Origin of the sequence: Pseudomonas frederiksbergensis (assembly GCF_017114915.1) — a bacterium.
Classification (GTDB): domain Bacteria; phylum Pseudomonadota; class Gammaproteobacteria; order Pseudomonadales; family Pseudomonadaceae; genus Aquipseudomonas; species Aquipseudomonas frederiksbergensis_I.
This window is the reverse complement of sequence record NZ_JAAUOE010000026.1, coordinates 48,994-66,292: the sequence shown is the minus strand read 5'-3', so window position 1 is coordinate 66,292 and position 17,299 is coordinate 48,994. Positions and strand designations below refer to the sequence as shown.

18 protein-coding genes are annotated in these 17,299 nt (G+C 58.9%); 9 read left to right on the top strand and 9 right to left on the bottom strand.

Annotated features, from left to right (window positions below; translation table 11 throughout):
- Positions 1 to 156: 156 nt before the first annotated feature.
- Positions 157 to 345: a hypothetical protein gene (locus tag HCU66_RS18600; protein ID WP_017337097.1), complete on the top strand. Its 189-nt coding sequence runs from the start codon at positions 157 to 159 to the stop codon at positions 343 to 345.
- Between the two features lie 242 nt (positions 346 to 587).
- Positions 588 to 1,457, top strand: a complete 870-nt coding sequence (locus HCU66_RS18595; RefSeq protein ID WP_205889851.1) for a DUF6279 family lipoprotein — start codon at positions 588 to 590, stop codon at positions 1,455 to 1,457.
- Between the two features lie 39 nt (positions 1,458 to 1,496).
- On the opposite strand, the gene HCU66_RS18590 is transcribed toward HCU66_RS18595, so the two are convergent.
- On the bottom strand, positions 1,497 to 1,889 hold the full coding sequence (locus tag HCU66_RS18590; RefSeq protein ID WP_205889850.1) for a transcriptional regulator: 393 nt from the start codon (positions 1,887 to 1,889) through the stop codon (positions 1,497 to 1,499).
- Positions 1,890 to 2,090: 201 nt separating this feature from the next.
- Between HCU66_RS18590 and HCU66_RS18585 the strand changes: the two genes are divergently transcribed.
- Positions 2,091 to 2,825 carry a DUF899 domain-containing protein gene (locus HCU66_RS18585; protein ID WP_205889849.1) on the top strand — a complete coding sequence of 245 codons (735 nt, stop codon included), beginning with the start codon at positions 2,091 to 2,093 and terminating at the stop codon, positions 2,823 to 2,825.
- Positions 2,826 to 3,059: 234 nt separating this feature from the next.
- Here HCU66_RS18585 and HCU66_RS18580 read toward each other — a convergent pair whose 3' ends face one another.
- Positions 3,060 to 4,406 (bottom strand): DEAD/DEAH box helicase, encoded by a 1,347-nt coding sequence (locus HCU66_RS18580; protein ID WP_205889848.1) that lies wholly within the window; start codon positions 4,404 to 4,406, stop codon positions 3,060 to 3,062.
- A gap of 193 nt (positions 4,407 to 4,599) precedes the next feature.
- On the opposite strand from HCU66_RS18580, the gene HCU66_RS18575 reads away from it, so the two are divergent.
- Complete coding sequence (locus HCU66_RS18575) at positions 4,600 to 5,898, top strand: mechanosensitive ion channel family protein (protein ID WP_205889847.1); 1,299 nt, start codon at positions 4,600 to 4,602, stop codon at positions 5,896 to 5,898.
- Positions 5,899 to 6,017: 119 nt separating this feature from the next.
- Here the strand turns inward: HCU66_RS18575 and HCU66_RS18570 are convergent, their stop codons facing one another.
- From HCU66_RS18570 to HCU66_RS18560, 3 genes are all read right to left on the bottom strand, one after another.
- A complete protein-coding gene (locus HCU66_RS18570; protein WP_205889846.1) occupies positions 6,018 to 6,881 on the bottom strand; it encodes a carboxylate/amino acid/amine transporter in 864 nt (287 codons plus the stop codon).
- Positions 6,882 to 7,226: 345 nt separating this feature from the next.
- Complete coding sequence (locus HCU66_RS18565; protein WP_205889845.1) at positions 7,227 to 7,826, bottom strand: FMN-dependent NADH-azoreductase; 600 nt, start codon at positions 7,824 to 7,826, stop codon at positions 7,227 to 7,229.
- A 150-nt stretch (positions 7,827 to 7,976) separates the two neighbouring features.
- Positions 7,977 to 8,306, bottom strand: coding sequence for a 3-phosphoglycerate kinase (locus tag HCU66_RS18560; RefSeq protein WP_205889844.1), 330 nt, complete (start codon positions 8,304 to 8,306; stop codon positions 7,977 to 7,979).
- A 49-nt stretch (positions 8,307 to 8,355) separates the two neighbouring features.
- On the opposite strand from HCU66_RS18560, the gene HCU66_RS18555 reads away from it, so the two are divergent.
- From HCU66_RS18555 to aqpZ, 5 genes are all read left to right on the top strand, one after another.
- Entirely contained in the window at positions 8,356 to 9,279 is a 924-nt protein-coding gene (locus tag HCU66_RS18555; RefSeq protein WP_018926731.1) for a PA3225 family LysR-type transcriptional regulator, read from the top strand.
- 14 nt (positions 9,280 to 9,293) lie between these two features.
- Positions 9,294 to 10,097, top strand: coding sequence for an alpha/beta fold hydrolase (locus HCU66_RS18550; protein ID WP_205889843.1), 804 nt, complete (start codon positions 9,294 to 9,296; stop codon positions 10,095 to 10,097).
- A 3-nt stretch (positions 10,098 to 10,100) separates the two neighbouring features.
- Positions 10,101 to 10,664, top strand: a complete 564-nt coding sequence (locus tag HCU66_RS18545; RefSeq protein WP_007934039.1) for a peptidylprolyl isomerase A — start codon at positions 10,101 to 10,103, stop codon at positions 10,662 to 10,664.
- A gap of 90 nt (positions 10,665 to 10,754) precedes the next feature.
- Positions 10,755 to 12,587 carry an ABC transporter ATP-binding protein gene (locus HCU66_RS18540; RefSeq protein WP_205889842.1) on the top strand — a complete coding sequence of 611 codons (1,833 nt, stop codon included), beginning with the start codon at positions 10,755 to 10,757 and terminating at the stop codon, positions 12,585 to 12,587.
- 199 nt (positions 12,588 to 12,786) lie between these two features.
- Positions 12,787 to 13,485: an aquaporin Z gene (aqpZ, locus tag HCU66_RS18535; RefSeq protein ID WP_205889841.1), complete on the top strand. Its 699-nt coding sequence runs from the start codon at positions 12,787 to 12,789 to the stop codon at positions 13,483 to 13,485.
- Between the two features lie 34 nt (positions 13,486 to 13,519).
- On the opposite strand, the gene HCU66_RS18530 is transcribed toward aqpZ, so the two are convergent.
- The 4 genes from HCU66_RS18530 to HCU66_RS18515 form a co-directional block, all read right to left on the bottom strand.
- Positions 13,520 to 14,644, bottom strand: coding sequence for a GNAT family N-acetyltransferase (locus HCU66_RS18530; protein WP_205889840.1), 1,125 nt, complete (start codon positions 14,642 to 14,644; stop codon positions 13,520 to 13,522).
- A 150-nt stretch (positions 14,645 to 14,794) separates the two neighbouring features.
- Positions 14,795 to 16,138, bottom strand: coding sequence for an OprO/OprP family phosphate-selective porin (locus HCU66_RS18525; RefSeq protein WP_205889839.1), 1,344 nt, complete (start codon positions 16,136 to 16,138; stop codon positions 14,795 to 14,797).
- A gap of 230 nt (positions 16,139 to 16,368) precedes the next feature.
- Complete coding sequence (locus HCU66_RS18520) at positions 16,369 to 16,605, bottom strand: anti-sigma factor family protein (protein WP_205889838.1); 237 nt, start codon at positions 16,603 to 16,605, stop codon at positions 16,369 to 16,371.
- Positions 16,599 to 17,210 (bottom strand): RNA polymerase sigma factor, encoded by a 612-nt coding sequence (locus tag HCU66_RS18515; RefSeq protein WP_205889837.1) that lies wholly within the window; start codon positions 17,208 to 17,210, stop codon positions 16,599 to 16,601. Before HCU66_RS18515 ends, HCU66_RS18520 begins: the two co-directional genes overlap by 7 nt.
- Positions 17,211 to 17,299 lie beyond the last annotated feature (89 nt).

Sequence of the window (17,299 nt, the reverse complement as noted above, 5' to 3'; positions counted from 1 at the left end):
CGGGGTTGTTAGTTAAAACAGTAGGTTAGAAGGACATTTCAAATAATAACTTTCGATTATTTACGGTCCCGCCGCGTGGATTTCGGGAGGATATTTACCAAGCAATTGTCAAGTATTTCCTGTACGATGCCTGGCCAAGTTAATTTCTACAGGTTAATGGCCGCCATGCGTGTAAAAGCATCCAACAGCAAAGCAAAGCCAGCCCCAGCCGTTGAAACCAGCGAATCGATCAACAACCAGATCGCTGCGTTCCTCAAGTCCGGTGGCGAAATCCAGCAAATTGCCAAAGGCGTCAGCGGCCAGACGTTCGGCCCGTCCAAGCAGATCACGCTGGGCAAGAAGTAATCCCCCGCGTTAACTGGTCCCTAAGCGCTTTGAGCTTCGAAGCGCTTGGACTGGAACCCTCCCGCAATACCCCATCAAACAAATATTTCAAAAATCGACGAACGGCCCTTGATGCCGATGATTCGCCGGTACGCTTTCACGTGTCCGGATCAAGCGGCTATTAATCGGCTGAACTGCCGGGCTCATCCCGCGATCACACAAGAGACCCCCAATAAGAACCCAGGTCTTTGCAAGGACTCGCCATGTCGCACTGGTGGAAACAGATCGGCGTCATCCTCACCCTCAGCCTCACCGTCTCCGCCTGCAGCCGCGTAGGCCTGGCTTACCGCAACCTTGACGTGATCATTCCCTGGACGCTCAGCGACTACCTGGACATGAACCACGAGCAAAAGGACTGGTTCAACGAACGCCTCAAGGAACACCTGATCTGGCACTGCACCACGCAATTGCCCGGCTACCTCGATTGGCTGGATCGTTTACAGGCCATGGTCGAGAGCAACCAGATCACCGATGCCGCCCTGCAAACCCGAACCCAGGAAGCCAAACAGGCCATCGCCGAGATCGCCCGGGAAATCACCCCGTCGGCCATCGAACTGTTGCAGGGGCTGGATGACAAGCAAGTCGCGGAAATGAACGAGGCCTTTGCCAAAGACCAGCGCAAACGCCAGGAGGCCTACCTCAAGCCGTCTCTTGAACAACAGATCAAAGAGCGGAGCAAGCGCATGGAGAAACGCCTGAATGACTGGCTCGGCCCGCTCAGTTCAAGCCAACAGCAGCGGGTAATGGCCTGGTCGAATGCCCTGGGTGATCAGAACAAGCAATGGATTGGCAACCGTGCCCATTGGCAACAGCAATTCAACGCGGCGGTTGCACAGCGGCAGAGTCCGCAATTCCCACAGCAAATCGAGACGCTTCTGGTGAATCGCGAAAGTTTATGGACACCCGCTTACCGCGAGGCCTACGCCAACACCGAAGCCCAGGCTCGGGCGCTGCTGGTGGACTTGATGGCCGAGAGCACACCGGTTCAGCGTGAACGGTTGCTGAAGAAGATTGAAGGCGTGCGCAAGGACTTCACTGATTTGAAATGCCTGAAAGCGGCGCGGCAGGATTAATCGGGCCACCGCCGCTCCCACATGAAATACGCGTGATCATCAGGCAATCTGCGCCTTCGACGCCACTTCATCAAACGTCAGCTCATCCAGGGCATCTTCCTGCTCATCCAGCACCTGGCGCGGATGCTCATTACCCGGAATGCTGCTGTCGATCAGGCTCAACAAACTCGAGCCCCGAGGCGTCAAAATGTAATTTTCACCATTACCACCCTGATCCTCCGGCCGAGGCTCGATATAGCCCCGCAGCAGCAGTATTTTTTCGTACTCACCGGCCACCGTTTTCAGGTGATCCAGATTCTCGAACGGCTCGCCCGCGCAGGCTTTCGCCGCCGCATACTGCTCGGCATAAGGCCGCGGAGTGAAACTGTGGCCGGCGCTGTTCTGCACTTCATGCAGTAAGCGCTCAATCAAATCCCAGTTATAAGTCGTCATCCTGATCAACCTCCAGTGCCCGCGAGTGGAATGGCCTGCATAGGTTGTGACCGAGATGGAGAGCAGCCGTTCAGCCCAGGTATTTCACCCTGCCGACCGGCGGCCTGTCGATTTGAGCCCAGGCCAAACGACTAGGCTATGTAAGACGATTTACCCCTCTGCGCGAATCGACTTTCGCCACAGCATGCAGGAGAAATCACCATGAACATTCAGAATCATCCGGTCGTGTCCCGGGAAGAATGGCTGGCCGCCCGAAAACAACACCTGGCCCACGAAAAAGCCTTCACCAAAGAACGCGACAAACTCAGCGCCGAACGCCGCGCCCTGCCTTGGGTGAAGATTGACAAGGATTATCACTTCCAGGGCCCAAACGGCGAATTGAAGCTGGCCGACCTGTTCGGCGGCCGCAGCCAGTTGATCATCTACCACTTCATGTTCGCCGACGGCTGGGACGAAGGCTGCCCCGGCTGCTCGTTCCTGTCCGACCACATCGACGGCGCCAACCAACACCTGGCCCACCACGACGTGGCCGTGGTTGCGGTTTCCCACGCACCGTTCGCCGAATTCCAACCGTTCAGACAACGCATGGGCTGGAAATTCGACTGGGTCTCGTCCGAAGGCTGCGACTTCAACTACGACTTCGGCGTCTGCGCCCGGGCCGAAGACGTCGCTGCTGGAAAAGCCACCTACAACTACGAGAAAACCGACGGTACGGAAGAAGAACTCCCCGGCCTCAGTGTGTTTTATCGCAATGATGCGGGGGAGATTTTCCACACCTACTCAACGTACGCCCGAGGCCTGGATTTGCTGGTCGGCGCCTACAACTACCTCGACCTCACGCCCAAGGGCCGCAATGAAGAGGAGATCATGGATTGGGTGAGGCATCACGATCGGTATGAGGACGAGGCGTCAGCTAGTTGCTGCCATGGGGGGTAGACTGCTTGGTCCGGGTTGGTCACAGCATCCGTGAACACCACAAATCCCTGTGGGAGCGAGCTCGCTCGCGAAAGCGGAGTATCAGTCAACATCAATATTGAATGTTAGTCAGTCATCGCGAGCAAGCTACGGGGTGAACGCCTATCCCGCGTAGGAGCTGACGAAGCCTGCGATCTTTTGATCGTAAAAAAAACCCGGACACTGTCCGGGTTTTTATTGGGGCGCTACAACGCTTTATTCAGCCGCCGGCGCTTCCGGCTTGCGGCGCTTGAGCGGGGCCATGCCGTCCTTGCTGACCAGCGACGGGACGTCGGCCTTCGGGCGGTTGGCGCTTTTGCGCTTGGTCGGGGTCTTGGCGGCGGTTTTCTTCTTGTCGCCCTTGGCGTCGGTCTTTTTCTTCTTCACGCCAACGGCTTTGCCCGAGGCCTTGACCTTTTTCGGTCCGCCGTAGGTGCCTTTGACTTCCTTGATGGTGCGGCGCTCGAAGCTTTGCTTGAGGTAGCGCTCGATGCTCGACATCAGGTTCCAGTCGCCGTGGCAGATCAGCGAGATGGCCAGGCCATCGTTGCCGGCGCGGCCGGTGCGACCGATGCGGTGAACGTATTCGTCGCCGCTGCGCGGCATGTCGAAGTTGATCACCAGGTCCAGGCCGTCCACGTCCAGGCCACGGGCGGCGACGTCGGTGGCCACGAGGATCTTCACGCCGCCCTGCTTCAGGCGGTCGATGGCCAGTTTGCGGTCCTTCTGGTCCTTCTCGCCGTGCAGGACGAACGCCTTGTATTCCTGCGCCACCAGGCGGCCGTAGATTCGGTCGGCCATGGCCCGGGTGTTGGTGAACACGATGGCCTTCTGGTAGGTCTCGTTGGCCAGCAGCCAGTTGACGATCTGTTCTTTGTGCTGGTTGTGGTCAGCGGTGATGATTTGCTGACGGGTGGTGTCGTTCAGCTGGCTGACCGCGTTGAGCTGCAAGTGCTCAGGGTTGTTCAGCACCTTGGCGATCATCTCGCGCAGGCCGGAGCCGCCGGTGGTGGCGGAGAACAGCATGGTCTGCTGACGGTTCGGGCATTCGTCGACCAGACGCTGCACGTCTTCGGCAAAGCCCATGTCGAGCATGCGGTCGGCTTCGTCGAGCACCAGCACTTCGACTTCCTTGAGGTCGAGGTTGCCGGCGTTCAGTTGCTCGATCATCCGGCCCGGCGTACCGATCAGGATGTCCGGCACCTTGCGCAGCATGGCGGCCTGGACCTTGAAGTCTTCACCGCCGGTGATCAGGCCGGACTTGATGAAGGTGAACTGCGAGAAGCGCTCGACTTCCTTCAGGGTCTGCTGGGCCAGCTCGCGGGTCGGCAGCAGGATCAGGGTCTTGATGCTGACGCGGACTTTGGCCGGGCCGATCAAGCGGTTGAGGATCGGCAAAACGAAGGCCGCGGTTTTGCCGCTGCCGGTTTGTGCTGTCACCCGCAGGTCACGCCCTTGCAGCGCCAGCGGAATAGCCGCTGCCTGCACAGGCGTTGGCTCGACAAATTTAAGCTCGGCCACGGCTTTGAGCAGGCGTTCGTGCAGGGCGAATTGGGAAAACACGGGTGCTACCTCGAAGAAATACAAAAAAACAGCTGCATAGGGTAACGGTTTCGAGCGCGAAGGCCGAGTTTCTTTATACAAACGGCTGCAAACAGTGGCTTTTTTGTTGCCCGACTTGTCTCAAAACGTCATCCGCAACCTCTTAAATGCTCTAATCGCCCCGTCGCATCCTACAGAAGAACCGTTTTCGCCCATGGATATCAAACAGCTCTGGCTCAACGCCCAAGACCTCTGGGGTGCCCTCGATCAGCACCCGCTCCTGCATTCCACGCTAGCGCTGATGTTGCTGCTGGTGGTGGCGCTGGTACTCGGACGAGTGGCGCGTTACCTCATTCTGCATGCGACCAAAATGCTCGGCCGCCAGCCGGCATTGCACTGGGTCAACGATTTTCGCCACAACAAAGTGTTTCATCGCCTGGCGCAGATGACGCCCTCGCTGGTGATCCAGTTCGGCCTGCACCTGGTGCCGGAGTTGGGCAAGACTAGCCTGAACTTCCTCGGCAACGTGGCACTGGCGTTCACCATTCTGTTTCTGGTGCTGGCCATCAGCGCGTTGCTCAATGCCCTGCTGGACATCTATGCCCGCACCGAACACGCCCGCACCCGCTCGATCAAGGGTTACGTGCAGCTGGCGAAAATGGTGTTGTTCGTGTTTGGCGCGATCATCATCGTCGCCACGTTGATCGACCGTTCGCCGCTGTTGCTGCTGTCGGGTCTGGGTGCCATGTCGGCGGTGATTCTGTTGGTTTACAAGGACACCCTACTGTCGTTCGTCGCCAGCGTACAGCTGACCAGCAACGACATGCTGCGGGTGGGTGACTGGATCGAGATGCCGCAAGTCGGTGCCGACGGTGACGTGGTGGACATCACCTTGCACACCGTCAAGGTGCAGAATTTCGACAAGACGATTGTGTCGATCCCGACCTGGCGCCTGATGTCCGAATCGTTCAAGAACTGGCGTGGCATGCAACAGTCCGGAGGACGCCGGATCAAGCGCAGCCTGTTCATCGACGCCAGCGGCGTGCGGTTCATTCGCGATGATGAAGAACTGAAGCTGTCCCAGGTGCATCTGCTGACCGACTACATGAGCCGCAAGACAGCCGAACTCAAGGCCTGGAACGAAGCCCAGGGCAACGTCGCGGCGATGGCGGCCAACCGCCGGCGGATGACCAACATCGGCACCTTTCGCGCCTATGCATTGGCGTATCTGAAGAGCCACCCGGAGATTCAGCCGAACATGACCTGCATGGTTCGTCAGATGCAGACCACCGCTCAGGGTATTCCGCTGGAAATCTACTGCTTCACCCGCACCACGGTGTGGGCCGATTACGAGCGGATTCAGGGGGATATTTTCGATTACCTGCTGGCGGTGTTGCCGGAGTTTGGCTTGAGCCTTTATCAGCAGCCCAGTGGCGGTGATTTGCGGTCAGGGTTGCTGCCGGCGGTGTCGGCCGCGAGCCATATCCCGGAACCCGAAAAACACTTGATGTAACACCTCGGTACTGATCGTTCCCACGCTCCGCGTGGGAATGCATCCGGTGACGCTCTGCGTCACATGCGTAGGGACGCAGAGCGTCCCGGGCGGCATTCCCACGCAGAGCGTGGGAACGATCATGCGATGGCAGGCCTACGCATACCCAACCGACTGATCCACACCGCCATCAAAATTACCGTCCCGCCAAACAACAACCGCCCCAATTCCTCATGCTGATTCCAGATCAGCAAATTGATCAGCAACCCCACCGGCACATGCAGGTTGTTCATCACCGCCAGCGTCCCCCCACTCACCAGGCACGCGCCCTTGTTCCACCAGTACAAACCCAGCGCGGTCGAGACCAGACCGAGGAACAGCAGCACGCCCCATTGCAGCGGCGCTTCGGGCAGGAAGTTCTGTTTGCCGAACAGCAGAAACGCCGGCAATGCCACCGCCAACGCGCCCAGATAGAAGTAACCGAAACGCCGATAATGCGGCAGATCGCTCGGATGACGAGCGACCAGGTGTTTGTACAGCACTTGCCCGGCGGCGTAGGTGAAGTTGGCCAGTTGCAGCAGCAGGAAACCCATGAAGAAATCCGGGTTGATCCGGTCATAACGAATCACTGCCGCGCCCGCGACCGCCACCAGCGCAGCGATCAAGGCCCAGGGATTGAAGCGGCGATTCAGCGCATCTTCGATCAGGGTCACGTGCAGCGGCGTGAGTATGGTGAACAGCAGCACTTCCGGGACCGTCAGCACACGAAAACTCAGGTACAGGCAGACGTAGGTCACACCGAACTGCAACGCGCCGATCAGCAACATGCCGCGCATGAAGGCCGGCTCGACCTGGCGCCAGCGCGTCAGCGGAATGAACACCAGCCCCGCCAGTAACACCCGCACCAGCACCGCGAAGTAACTGTCGACATGGCCGGCGAGGTACTCGCCGATCAAGCTGAAGGAAAACGCCTGGATCAGCGTGACAAAAAGTAGATAGCCCATGCTCGCCTCGTTTCGAATGGCGGCGACGATAGCGGGTTTTGCCCTTCATCGCGAACAGTCAGCAACACACAAAAACCTGTGGGAGCGGGCTTGCCCGCGATGGCGGTGTGTCAGGCAGCATTGAAGTCGACTGATACACCGCTTTCGCGGGCAAGCCCGCTCCTACAGGGTTTTGTGTGCTCATTCACTAAATCCCAGGCAAAAAAAAGCCCGATCTCGCTAAAGCGTTCAATCGGGCTAGAGCACTCAGGAGCAAAAGTGCAAAGGGAGGTTCGATGCGCGTACAGGCTTGAAGGGTTGCGCCAGGTCACTAGACCATCCAGCGATTATCTGGCGATTAACGGCTCAGGCGACCTGGGAGAGCTTGGCGTTGGCCTGGTTCAAGCCTTTCTCCTGGAAGTCACCGCCCAGGTTCATGCCTTCGGCGTGAATGAACGTGACGTCGTGGATGCCGATGAAACCCATGACCTGACGCAGGTACGGTTCCTGGTGATCCGCAGTGCTGCCGGCATAGATGCCGCCGCGAGCGGTCAGCACATAGGCACGCTTGCCGTTGAGCAAACCTTGCGGGCCGGTTTCGGTGTACTTGAAGGTCACGCCGGCACGCAGCACATGGTCGAGCCAGGCTTTGAGGGTGCTCGGAATGGCGAAGTTGTACATGGGCGCTGCCATCACCAGCACGTCGGCGGCCAGTAGTTCATCGGTCAGCTGGTTAGAGCGTTCAAGCGAGGTCTGTTCGATCTCGTTGCGTTGCTCGGCAGGTTTCATCCAGCCGCCCAGCAGGTTGATGTCCAGGTGCGGTACCGGGTTGACGGCCAGGTCACGGACGGTGATCTGGTCGGCCGGGTGTGCGGCTTTCCATTGGCTGATGAAGGTCTGGGTCAGCTGGCGGGAAACCGAGTCTTGCTGACGGGCGCTGCTTTCGATGATCAGAACGCGGGACATGGGATGTAGCCTCCATCTGAGAATGCTGTAGGTCGATGGAGTGAAGGTTAAACAGAGTCATATCGATGAAAAAGCGCAAATAACTGCTATAAAGCATCGATAAATTCGTTTATAAGCGGAGCATGCTCAGCCGACGTGCTCCGCTTGAGGTCATTTCGGGGTGCAGGTCAGGTCGATACGCAGCTTGATGATGGTGCGGGTGAACTTGGCCGTGGCGTTTTTGTGTTTGCCGGCGGGCACTTCGATTGTGCGGGTGCGCGGTGCTTCCGGGCCATTCCTGAAGACCACCTTGCAAGACACGTCGGTGTCGCCGTAGTTGTTGACCTGAATGGAGCCGATGTCGGCGTCTGTGTCGTAGGCGTTGTAGTCGACCTTCAAACCGTTGAGCTGTTTATTGACATCGATCGGATAGGCAAACGCAGTCAGCGGCAATATCGCCAACACCGCACAACCCGCTATCACACAACAGATTTTTTTCATTCGGCAGTCTCCAATAAGAACTGCCAGCTTAGGACAAGAGGAGCTCAACATGAAAGCGCCCCGCGTAACCCTTGATCAATGGCGAACGTTGCAGGCCGTGGTCGATCACGGTGGTTTCGCCCAGGCCGCCGAAGTTCTGCACCGCTCGCAATCATCGGTCAGCTACACCGTCGCGCGCATGCAGGACCAGCTCGGCGTGCCGCTGTTGCGCATCGATGGCCGCAAAGCGGTGCTCACCGAGGCCGGCGGCGTGCTGCTGCGCCGTTCCCGGCAACTGGTGAAACAGGCCAGCCAGCTGGAAGACCTGGCCCACCACATGGAGCAAGGCTGGGAAGCGGAAGTGCGGCTGGTGGTCGACGCCGCCTACCCCAGCGCCCGCCTCGTCCGCGCACTGACCGCGTTCATGCCGCAAAGCCGTGGCTGCCGGGTGCGTCTGCGCGAAGAAGTGTTGTCGGGGGTGGAAGAAGTGCTGCTCGAAGGCGTGGCCGATCTGGCCATTACCAGTTTCAGTATTCCCGGGTACCTGGGCGCGGAGCTGAGCGATGTCGAATTCATCGCGGTCGCCCACCCCGAACATGCCCTGCATCGTCTGAATCGCGAGCTGAGCTTCCAGGACCTGGAAAGCCAGATGCAAGTGGTGATCCGCGACTCCGGTCGCCAGCAGCCACGGGACGTCGGCTGGCTCGGCGCCGAACAGCGCTGGACCGTCGGCAGCCTGGCCACCGCCGCGACCTTCGTCAGCAGCGGTCTGGGCTTCGCCTGGCTGCCTCGGCACATGATCGAGCGTGAACTCAAGGAAGGTACGCTCAAAGTGCTACCGTTGGATCAGGGCGGAAGCCGCAACCCGAGTTTCTATCTGTATTCGAACAAGGACAAACCCTTGGGCCCGGCCACGCAGATTCTCATCGAACTGCTGCGCACCTTTGACACCGCGCCGCTGGATGCGCCCTTCGCGGCCCCCGAACAAGCCTGACATGGAGTGTACCCATGGCCTATTTCGAACATGAAGGTTGCAACCTGCACTATGAGGAATATGGCCACGGCACGCCGTTGCTGCTGGTTCACGGGTTGGGCTCCAGCACCCTGGACTGGGAAATGCAGATCCCGGTGCTCTCGGCCCACCACCGGGTGATCGTCCCGGATATGCGCGGCCACGGGCGCTCCGACAAACCCCGCGAGCGTTACAGCATCGCCGGGTTCAGTGCCGATTTGATCGCGCTGATCGAACACTTGAACCTCGGCCCCATCCATCTTGTGGGACTTTCGATGGGTGGCATGATCGCCTTCCAACTGGCCGTGGACCAGCCGCAACTGCTCAAGAGCCTGTGCATCGTCAACAGCGCGCCCGAGGTCAAACGGCGCAGCCGCAACGATTACTGGCAGTGGTTCAAGCGCTGGAGCCTGATGCGCGTATTGAGCATGGGTGCGATCGGCAAGGCCCTGGGCGCCATGCTGTTTCCCAAGCCCGAACAAGCTTCGTTACGACAAAAAATCGCCGAGCGCTGGGCAAAAAACGACAAACATGCTTATCTCGCCAGCTTCGATGCCATCGTTGGCTGGGGGGTTCAGGAACGACTTTACAAGGTGTCCTGTCCAACCCTCATCATCAGCGCCGACCGTGACTACACCCCGGTCGCGCTGAAAGAAACCTATGTAAAACTGCTGCCCGATGCGCGGCTGGTGGTCATCGCCGATTCGCGCCACGCCACCCCGCTGGATCAACCCGAACGCTTCAACCAAACGCTGCTCGAGTTTCTCACCGCAGTCGACACCACCACTCAGGATCACTGACCCATGCTGAAAAAAATCGCCCTCGTCGCCGGCTCCGTTCTGTTTGCCGCCAACCTGATGGCCGCCACGCCGGCCAAGGCACCGCACGTGTTGCTGGAGACCACCAACGGCCAGATCGAAATCGAACTGGACCCGGTCAAGGCGCCGATCAGTACCAAGAACTTCCTTGAGTACGTCGACAGCGGCTTCTACAACAACACGATCTTTCACCGTGTGATTCCGGGCTTCATGGCTCAGGGCGGTGGTTTCACTGCGCAGATGCAACAGAAGGAAACCAAGGCACCGATCAAGAACGAAGCCAGCAACGGCCTGCACAACGTGCGTGGCACACTGTCGATGGCGCGTACTTCGAATCCGGATTCGGCCACCAGCCAGTTCTTCATCAACGTGGCCGACAACGCCTTCCTCGATCCGGGTCGCGATGCCGGTTACGCGGTCTTCGCCAAAGTGGTCAAAGGCATGGACGTGGTAGACATCATCGTCAACTCTCAGACCACCACCAAACAAGGCATGCAGAACGTGCCGGTCGACCCGGTGCTGATCAAGTCGGCCAAGCGCATCGACTAAGAACCACAGGCACAGGGATGTTGAGCGGTCGCCGATATTCGGCGCCGCTCATAGCGTTTAAAGGAGAGCCCGCAGACGGGCGGAGAACTGATGCTTTATCGCCGTTTTGAACAACTGATCGACGTATTCCGTGACGCCCCGACGGCGGCTCCGCCCGACCGTGTTTTCCCTTTCTATACCTATTACCTGAAGCAGGTCTGGCCGAGCTTCGCGGTCCTGTTGACCGTCGGCCTGTTCGGCGCACTGATCGAAGTGGCGCTGTTCAGCTACCTGAGCCGCATCATCGACCTGGCCCAGGGCACGCCAAACATCGATTTTTTCAAGGAACACGGCATCGAGCTGGCCTGGATGGCGGTGGTGGCATTGATCCTGCGCCCGGTGTTCGTGGGCCTGCATGACCTGCTGGTGCACCAGACCCTGAGCCCGAGCATGACCAGCATGATCCGCTGGCAAAACCACAGTTACGTGCTCAAACAGAGCCTGAATTTCTTCCAGAATGACTTCGCCGGGCGCATCGCCCAACGCATCATGCAGACCGGTAACTCCCTTCGCGACTCCGCCGTGCAAGCGGTGGACGCGCTGTGGCATGTGCTGATCTATGCGATCAGTTCGCTGGTGCTGTTCGCCGAGGCCGACTGGCGCCTGATGATCCCGCTGCTGATGTGGATCGCCGCCTACATCGGCGCGCTCTATTACTTCGTACCACGGGTGAAGGAACGTTCCGTGGTGTCCTCCGATGCGCGTTCCAAACTCATGGGGCGGATCGTCGACGGCTACACCAACATCACCACCCTCAAGCTGTTCGCCCACACCAATTTCGAGCAGCAGTACGCCAGGGAAGCAATCGAAGAGCAGACGGTAAAAGCCCAACTGGCCGGCCGCGTAGTCACCAGCATGGACGTGGTTATCACCAGCATGAACGGCCTGCTGATCGTCAGCACCACCGGGCTGGCCCTGTGGCTGTGGACGCAATCGCTGATCACAGTGGGCGCCATCGCCCTGGCCACGGGCCTGGTAATCCGCATCGTCAACATGTCTGGCTGGATCATGTGGGTGGTCACCGGCATCTTCGAAAACATCGGCATGGTTCAGGACGGCTTGCAGACCATCTCGCAACCGGTCAGCGTTACCGATCGCAATCAAGCCAAACCGCTGTCTGTCACCCGCGGGGAAGTGCGTTTCGAGCACGTGGATTTCCACTACGGCAAGAAGAGCGGGATCATCGGCGGCCTCGACCTGACCATCAAGCCCGGCGAGAAAATCGGCTTGATCGGTCCGTCCGGGGCCGGCAAATCGACGTTGGTCAATCTGCTGCTGCGTCTGTATGACGTGCAGGGCGGTCGGATTCTCATCGACGGCCAGAACATCGCCGACGTCGGCCAGGAAAGCCTGCGCGAACGCATTGGCATGATCACCCAGGACACCTCGCTGCTGCACCGTTCGATCCGCGACAACTTGCTGTACGGCAAGCCCGATGCCACCGACGCCGAACTCTGGGAGGCGGTGCACAAGGCCCGTGCCGACGAGTTCATCCCGCTGCTGTCGGACGCCGAAGGCCGCACCGGTTTCGATGCTCACGTCGGTGAACGCGGGGTGAAACTCTCCGGTGGCCAGCGTCAGCGGATCGCCATCGCCCGGGTACTGCTCAAGGACGCGCCGATCCTGATCATGGACGAAGCCACTTCGGCGCTGGACTCGGAAGTCGAAGCGGCGATCCAGGAAAGCCTCGAAACCCTGATGCAGGGCAAAACCGTGATCGCCATCGCCCACCGTCTCTCGACCATCGCCCGAATGGACCGATTGGTGGTGCTGGAACACGGCAAGATCGCCGAAACCGGCAGCCACGCCGATCTGCTGGCCCATGGCGGTTTGTATGCGCGGTTGTGGCAACACCAGACTGGCGGGTTTGTCGGGATCGATTGAGTCTTGTGATCAACACTGCCGCGCCCACATTGGATCTGCGAAAACCGCCAGAGCCCATGAACCACGGGCTCTGGCGGCTTTTTATGGTCACTGGCATTCCGTAAAAACCCTGCTGTACTCAGCCAAGGTTCTGGAGATGGTTCTGTAGTCCATCGACTGGATGCACGACGACGGTGTCATCTCGACAGGGAAACTCACTATGTCTTTGTTCAAACGTTCGGCTACAGAATTGGTAGGTACGTTCTGGTTGGTGTTGGGGGGGTGCGGCAGCGCGGTCCTGGCGGCAGCGTTTCCAAACGTGGGAATCGGTTTGCTGGGGGTGTCCCTGGCATTTGGTTTGACGGTACTGACGATGGCTTTCGCCATCGGCCACATCTCGGGCTGTCATCTCAACCCCGCGGTCTCGGTCGGGCTGGTCGTCGGCGGGCGCTTCCCTGCCAAAGAACTGCCCGCCTACATCATCGCCCAGGTGATCGGCGGGATCATTGCAGCAGCCTTGCTGTACTTCATCGCCAGCGGCAAACCCGGCTTCGAACTGGCCAGCGGCCTTGCATCCAATGGCTACGGCGAACACTCGCCAGGCGGTTACTCGATGGCGGCGGGGTTTGTCAGTGAACTGGTGATGACCGCCATGTTCATCCTGATCATTCTCGGCGCCACCGACAAACGCGCCCCGGCCGGGCTGGCGCCCATCGCCATCGGCCTGGCGCTGACCCTGATCCACCTGATCTCGATTCCGGTCACCAACACCTCGGTCAACCCGGCTCGCAGTACCGGTCCGGCGCTGATTGTCGGTGGTTGGGCGATTCAGCAACTGTGGCTGTTCTGGCTGGCGCCGATTCTGGGCGCGGTCATCGGTGGTGTGATGTATCGCTGGCTGGGCAAAGAAGGCAGTTAAGCCGCGCAACTGAACCAGTAGTCAGCAGCGAAGATCAGCCTTGTCGGTAAGGCAAGGCGGTCTTCGCGTCTTCGGCATAACCCAACACCCCGACACGTTCACGCTCAAGGAAGTCTTTCACCGCCGACTTCAAGCCAGGGTGGCGCAGGTAATGCCAGGAATGGGTGATCACCGGCTCGAACCCGCGAATCAGTTTGTGTTCACCCTGAGCGCCAGCGTCAAAACGCTGAAAGCCGTTGGCAATCGCGTAATCCATACCCTGATAGAAACAGGTCTCGAAGTGCAGGCGATCGAACTCCGCCAGGCAGCCCCAGTAACGGCCATAAAAACTGTCACCCCCGACCAGACTGAAAGCCATGGCCACCGGCCGTGAACCTTGCTTGGCCAGCACTACGCGAATCGACTCCGGCATGCGTTCGGCCAGCAGACTGAAGAATTCACGGGTTAGATACGGCGCTTGCCGACGTACCGCATAGGTGTTGGCGTAGCAGGCATAGACAAAATCCCATTGCGCCTCGGTCAGTTGCCGACCTTCCAGCCATTCGAAGTCGATGCCCTGCCCCGCCACTTGCTCACGTTCCTTGCGCATTTGCTTGCGCTTGCGCGAACTGAGGGCATCGAGGAAATCCTGAAAATCCCGGTAACCGCGATTCTGCCAGTGGTACTGACAGCCAATGCGCTGCAACCAGCCTGGCTGCTGGGCCAACGCGGCGTCGGTGAATGGATCGGTGAAGTTGATGTGGGCGCTGGAGAGTTCTTCGATCTCCAGATAGCCCGGCAGGCTCTGCAGGAGTTCGAAACCGTCCTCGATCGTCGCCGCCAGCAAACGCGGGCCGCTGACCGGGCTGAACGGCACCGCTGTCAACAGCTTGGGGTAGTAGTCGATACCGGCACGCTCACAGGCATCGGCCCAGGCATGGTCGAACACGTATTCGCCGTAGGAGTGCCATTTGCGGTAACTGGGCAGCGCGGCGATCAGGCGATCGCCCTCGACATGCAGCAGATGCTCGGGTTGCCAGCCGGAATGCGGGCCGAGGCTGGCGCTGTCTTCCAGTGCACTCAGAAAGGCATGGCGCAGAAACGGCTGAGTGTGCGGCACCAGCGCGTCCCAGGTGTGCGGCGCGATTTCGGACAGGCTTTGCAGACGTTGCAGCGGCATCAGTATCCCCGACCATCATTTTTCTACAGATGGGGCGAGTATCGCTTATCTGATTGCCTGACCCGAAATAAAAAAAACCCCGCCGAAGCGGGGTTAAACGAGAGGAGCTTTAACGGATGAAGAAAGAGCTCGTACAGGATTTACTGCAGTTTAGAACACGTATTGAGCACGAACCACGAAGCCGTCACCGCTGTCATCGCCAGTGCGCTGCGCAGGCGCCGTGCCACTGGCTGCTGTGGCGTTGGTCACGTTATCGGTCTTGGCCTTGAGGTAGGCCGCGGAAATTTTTACCGCTTCGTTGGCGTACCAGTTGACGCCCAGGGTGTGGACCTTGGCTTCGGCATCGCCGACATCGCGGGTCAGGCTGGCGGTGGTGATGTTGTCGTCTTCGACGGTCAGGCTGTCGTAACGATAGAACACCTCCCAGGCACCGATGGACTTGTTGGCCGGCTTGATCGCATCGAACTTGCCGACTTTATAGCCACGGGATTCGCCAGTGAGGGTGTAGGCACCCTGAACATAGAAACCATGACCTTTGATGTCCTCAAGATTGCTGGCATCGGCCTTGGTCTTGCGGGCGATGTATTCACCCTGGATCGAAGCCGGGCCCATGGCGAATGCGGCTTCCAGGCCGACAGCGTCGTCACGGTCATAGGAGCCGGCAGCCGAAGTGGAACTGCCGCCCAGCACCGGACGGTTGCCGTTGGTGCCGGCATCGTTGCCGCCGAGGGTTTCAACGCCACGCATGCCCATGCGGGTGCGATAGCGCGAATCGAAGGCCGTGTCGGAGACATCACGGGAAGCCACGTTCACACCGAAGTGCAGCACGTTGCCGGCGTCATGCAACGGGGCGAATACAAAGCGGCCGTTGACCTGTTTGATGCTGTCGCCATCGGTATCGTCGGTGTCTTTGCTGAATACGCCGGCGGACGCGTAGAACGAGTCAGCAAAGGTGCTGGAGGCTTGCAGACCCAGACCATTCTGGTGGCTGTTCGCCCAATCGACCATGTCGTAGGCCATGTTGCGCTCTGGCGCGGTGACCCACTTGGAGCTGGTGGCTTTTTCCAGGCCGAAGTCCGGGTCGAAACGACCGACTTTAATCGACACCGGTTTGAAGCCGTTGTAGGCCAGCGATGCTTCGTCGAAGTAACCGTTATCGGAATCACCGGTGTTGTGGGAGAAGTCGTAGTTGATGGTGTAGGCCCAATCCGTGTACAGCACACCGGACAGTTCCAGGAACGCACGACGGAAGTAGGCAGCGTCGGCGGTATCGCCGTTTTTGGTGTAGACCCCATCGAACTGGCTGTAATCGGCCTGCAAGCGTCCGCCGAGTTTGAAGCTGAATTCTTTGTCGGTGGTGGCGACTTCGAGGCCGCCCTTGGTTTTGACTACGATATCGGCGCCATCAGTGGTGACAGTGCCAGCGAAAGCCTGGGCGGTTACTGCCATGGCCAGTGCGCTGGCGGCAAAACCGGCGAAGTGCTTACGGATCATCGAAGAGTTCCCCTGATTGGTGGTCTTTGCGTAAGAAAACACGCGGGGCTGGCCCGCTGGTGTTGGGAGGGGATCTTGGCGATGGGGTATTTCAGCCGGGTTGCTGATAGATAAAGATTTTATGACAGGGGAACTTTTTTACTTCGAATTGAAATAACGCAAGAACAGCGGCAAGCGATGATCCGCAAGCCGCAAACCAGAGCGGATGAAGGGAGGTACTGGCGGGGAGATTACGATTTGTTCTTCAGATGTTCTTTGGCAAGTCGCTCAGCCAGCGCATCAAGATCAGGCACAGGTGGCTCAGGCATCACCTTCAGGGTGGCCTGCATCAACCGCATCTGCCGAATGAACCGCCGGCAATTGGGACAAAACATCAAATGGTGTCGCATCAGCAGCTTCTCGCGAAAGCTCAATTGCCCATCGAGATAATCACTGGAGCGCGCCACTTGTTCCTTACAGGTCAGCATTCGCCGGTTTCCTCAAAATGTTCTACGGTCGCAAAGACCTTCAACCGTGCCCGATGCAGCAGCACACGAACATTGGAGAGCGAGATTTCCAGAAGATTACAGATCTCCTCCAACTCCAGCCCCTGTCGGTCACGCAAAAGCAGCACGCCTTTTTGCAGGTCCGACATGTTCAGCAATGTATGCTCCAGGCATTCACGCAGCTCGTTTTCCATCAGCAGCGCCTCCGGTGTGTCCTGGTGCCAGGCGAATGGCGCAACCAGCCAGTGACCATCACTCGATGAAAAACGATCGTCATCCACCGTGCCATGCGGGGACGGCAGGTCATCGAGCAGCACTTCCCGGCGGTTCTGCTTGTAGCGATTCTTGGCCGAGTTGGCGGTGATCGTCAGCAGCCAGGTCTTGAGGCTTGAACGTCCCTCGAACCTGCTCAGGTTACGCACCACCGACAGCCAGGCATCCTGAACAACTTCGTCGGCATGTCGGTTGCCCACAATAGCGTAGGCCACCGCACGCATGGCGCTCTGATAACTACCGACCAACTCTTTGAAAGCCTTTTGCTCACCTGCCAGTAAGCGCTCCAGCAGTTGCGCGTCGTCAGCCGCCATTACAAACCCCTTGTCCAGACCTCGAAAATGAAAACAGCAGGACTTCGCTGTAGGCGTCGTCCTGCTGGCATTTCCGAAAATTACAGCGT

Excerpts from the sequence above, each read along its gene's own strand:
- HCU66_RS18600 (WP_017337097.1), top strand. The coding sequence starts at position 157 with ATGGCCGCCATGCGTGTAAAAGCATCCAACAGCAAAGCAAAGCCAGCC.
- HCU66_RS18595 (WP_205889851.1), top strand. The coding sequence starts at position 588 with ATGTCGCACTGGTGGAAACAGATCGGCGTCATCCTCACCCTCAGCCTC.
- HCU66_RS18590 (WP_205889850.1), bottom strand. The coding sequence starts at position 1,889 with ATGACGACTTATAACTGGGATTTGATTGAGCGCTTACTGCATGAAGTG.
- HCU66_RS18585 (WP_205889849.1), top strand. The coding sequence starts at position 2,091 with ATGAACATTCAGAATCATCCGGTCGTGTCCCGGGAAGAATGGCTGGCC.
- HCU66_RS18575 (WP_205889847.1), top strand. The coding sequence starts at position 4,600 with ATGGATATCAAACAGCTCTGGCTCAACGCCCAAGACCTCTGGGGTGCC.
- HCU66_RS18570 (WP_205889846.1), bottom strand. The coding sequence starts at position 6,881 with ATGGGCTATCTACTTTTTGTCACGCTGATCCAGGCGTTTTCCTTCAGC.
- HCU66_RS18565 (WP_205889845.1), bottom strand. The coding sequence starts at position 7,826 with ATGTCCCGCGTTCTGATCATCGAAAGCAGCGCCCGTCAGCAAGACTCG.
- HCU66_RS18560 (WP_205889844.1), bottom strand. The coding sequence starts at position 8,306 with ATGAAAAAAATCTGTTGTGTGATAGCGGGTTGTGCGGTGTTGGCGATA.
- HCU66_RS18555 (WP_018926731.1), top strand. The coding sequence starts at position 8,356 with ATGAAAGCGCCCCGCGTAACCCTTGATCAATGGCGAACGTTGCAGGCC.
- HCU66_RS18550 (WP_205889843.1), top strand. The coding sequence starts at position 9,294 with ATGGCCTATTTCGAACATGAAGGTTGCAACCTGCACTATGAGGAATAT.
- HCU66_RS18545 (WP_007934039.1), top strand. The coding sequence starts at position 10,101 with ATGCTGAAAAAAATCGCCCTCGTCGCCGGCTCCGTTCTGTTTGCCGCC.
- HCU66_RS18540 (WP_205889842.1), top strand. The coding sequence starts at position 10,755 with ATGCTTTATCGCCGTTTTGAACAACTGATCGACGTATTCCGTGACGCC.
- aqpZ (WP_205889841.1), top strand. The coding sequence starts at position 12,787 with ATGTCTTTGTTCAAACGTTCGGCTACAGAATTGGTAGGTACGTTCTGG.
- HCU66_RS18530 (WP_205889840.1), bottom strand. The coding sequence starts at position 14,644 with ATGCCGCTGCAACGTCTGCAAAGCCTGTCCGAAATCGCGCCGCACACC.
- HCU66_RS18525 (WP_205889839.1), bottom strand. The coding sequence starts at position 16,138 with ATGATCCGTAAGCACTTCGCCGGTTTTGCCGCCAGCGCACTGGCCATG.
- HCU66_RS18520 (WP_205889838.1), bottom strand. The coding sequence starts at position 16,605 with ATGCTGACCTGTAAGGAACAAGTGGCGCGCTCCAGTGATTATCTCGAT.
- HCU66_RS18515 (WP_205889837.1), bottom strand. The coding sequence starts at position 17,210 with ATGGCGGCTGACGACGCGCAACTGCTGGAGCGCTTACTGGCAGGTGAG.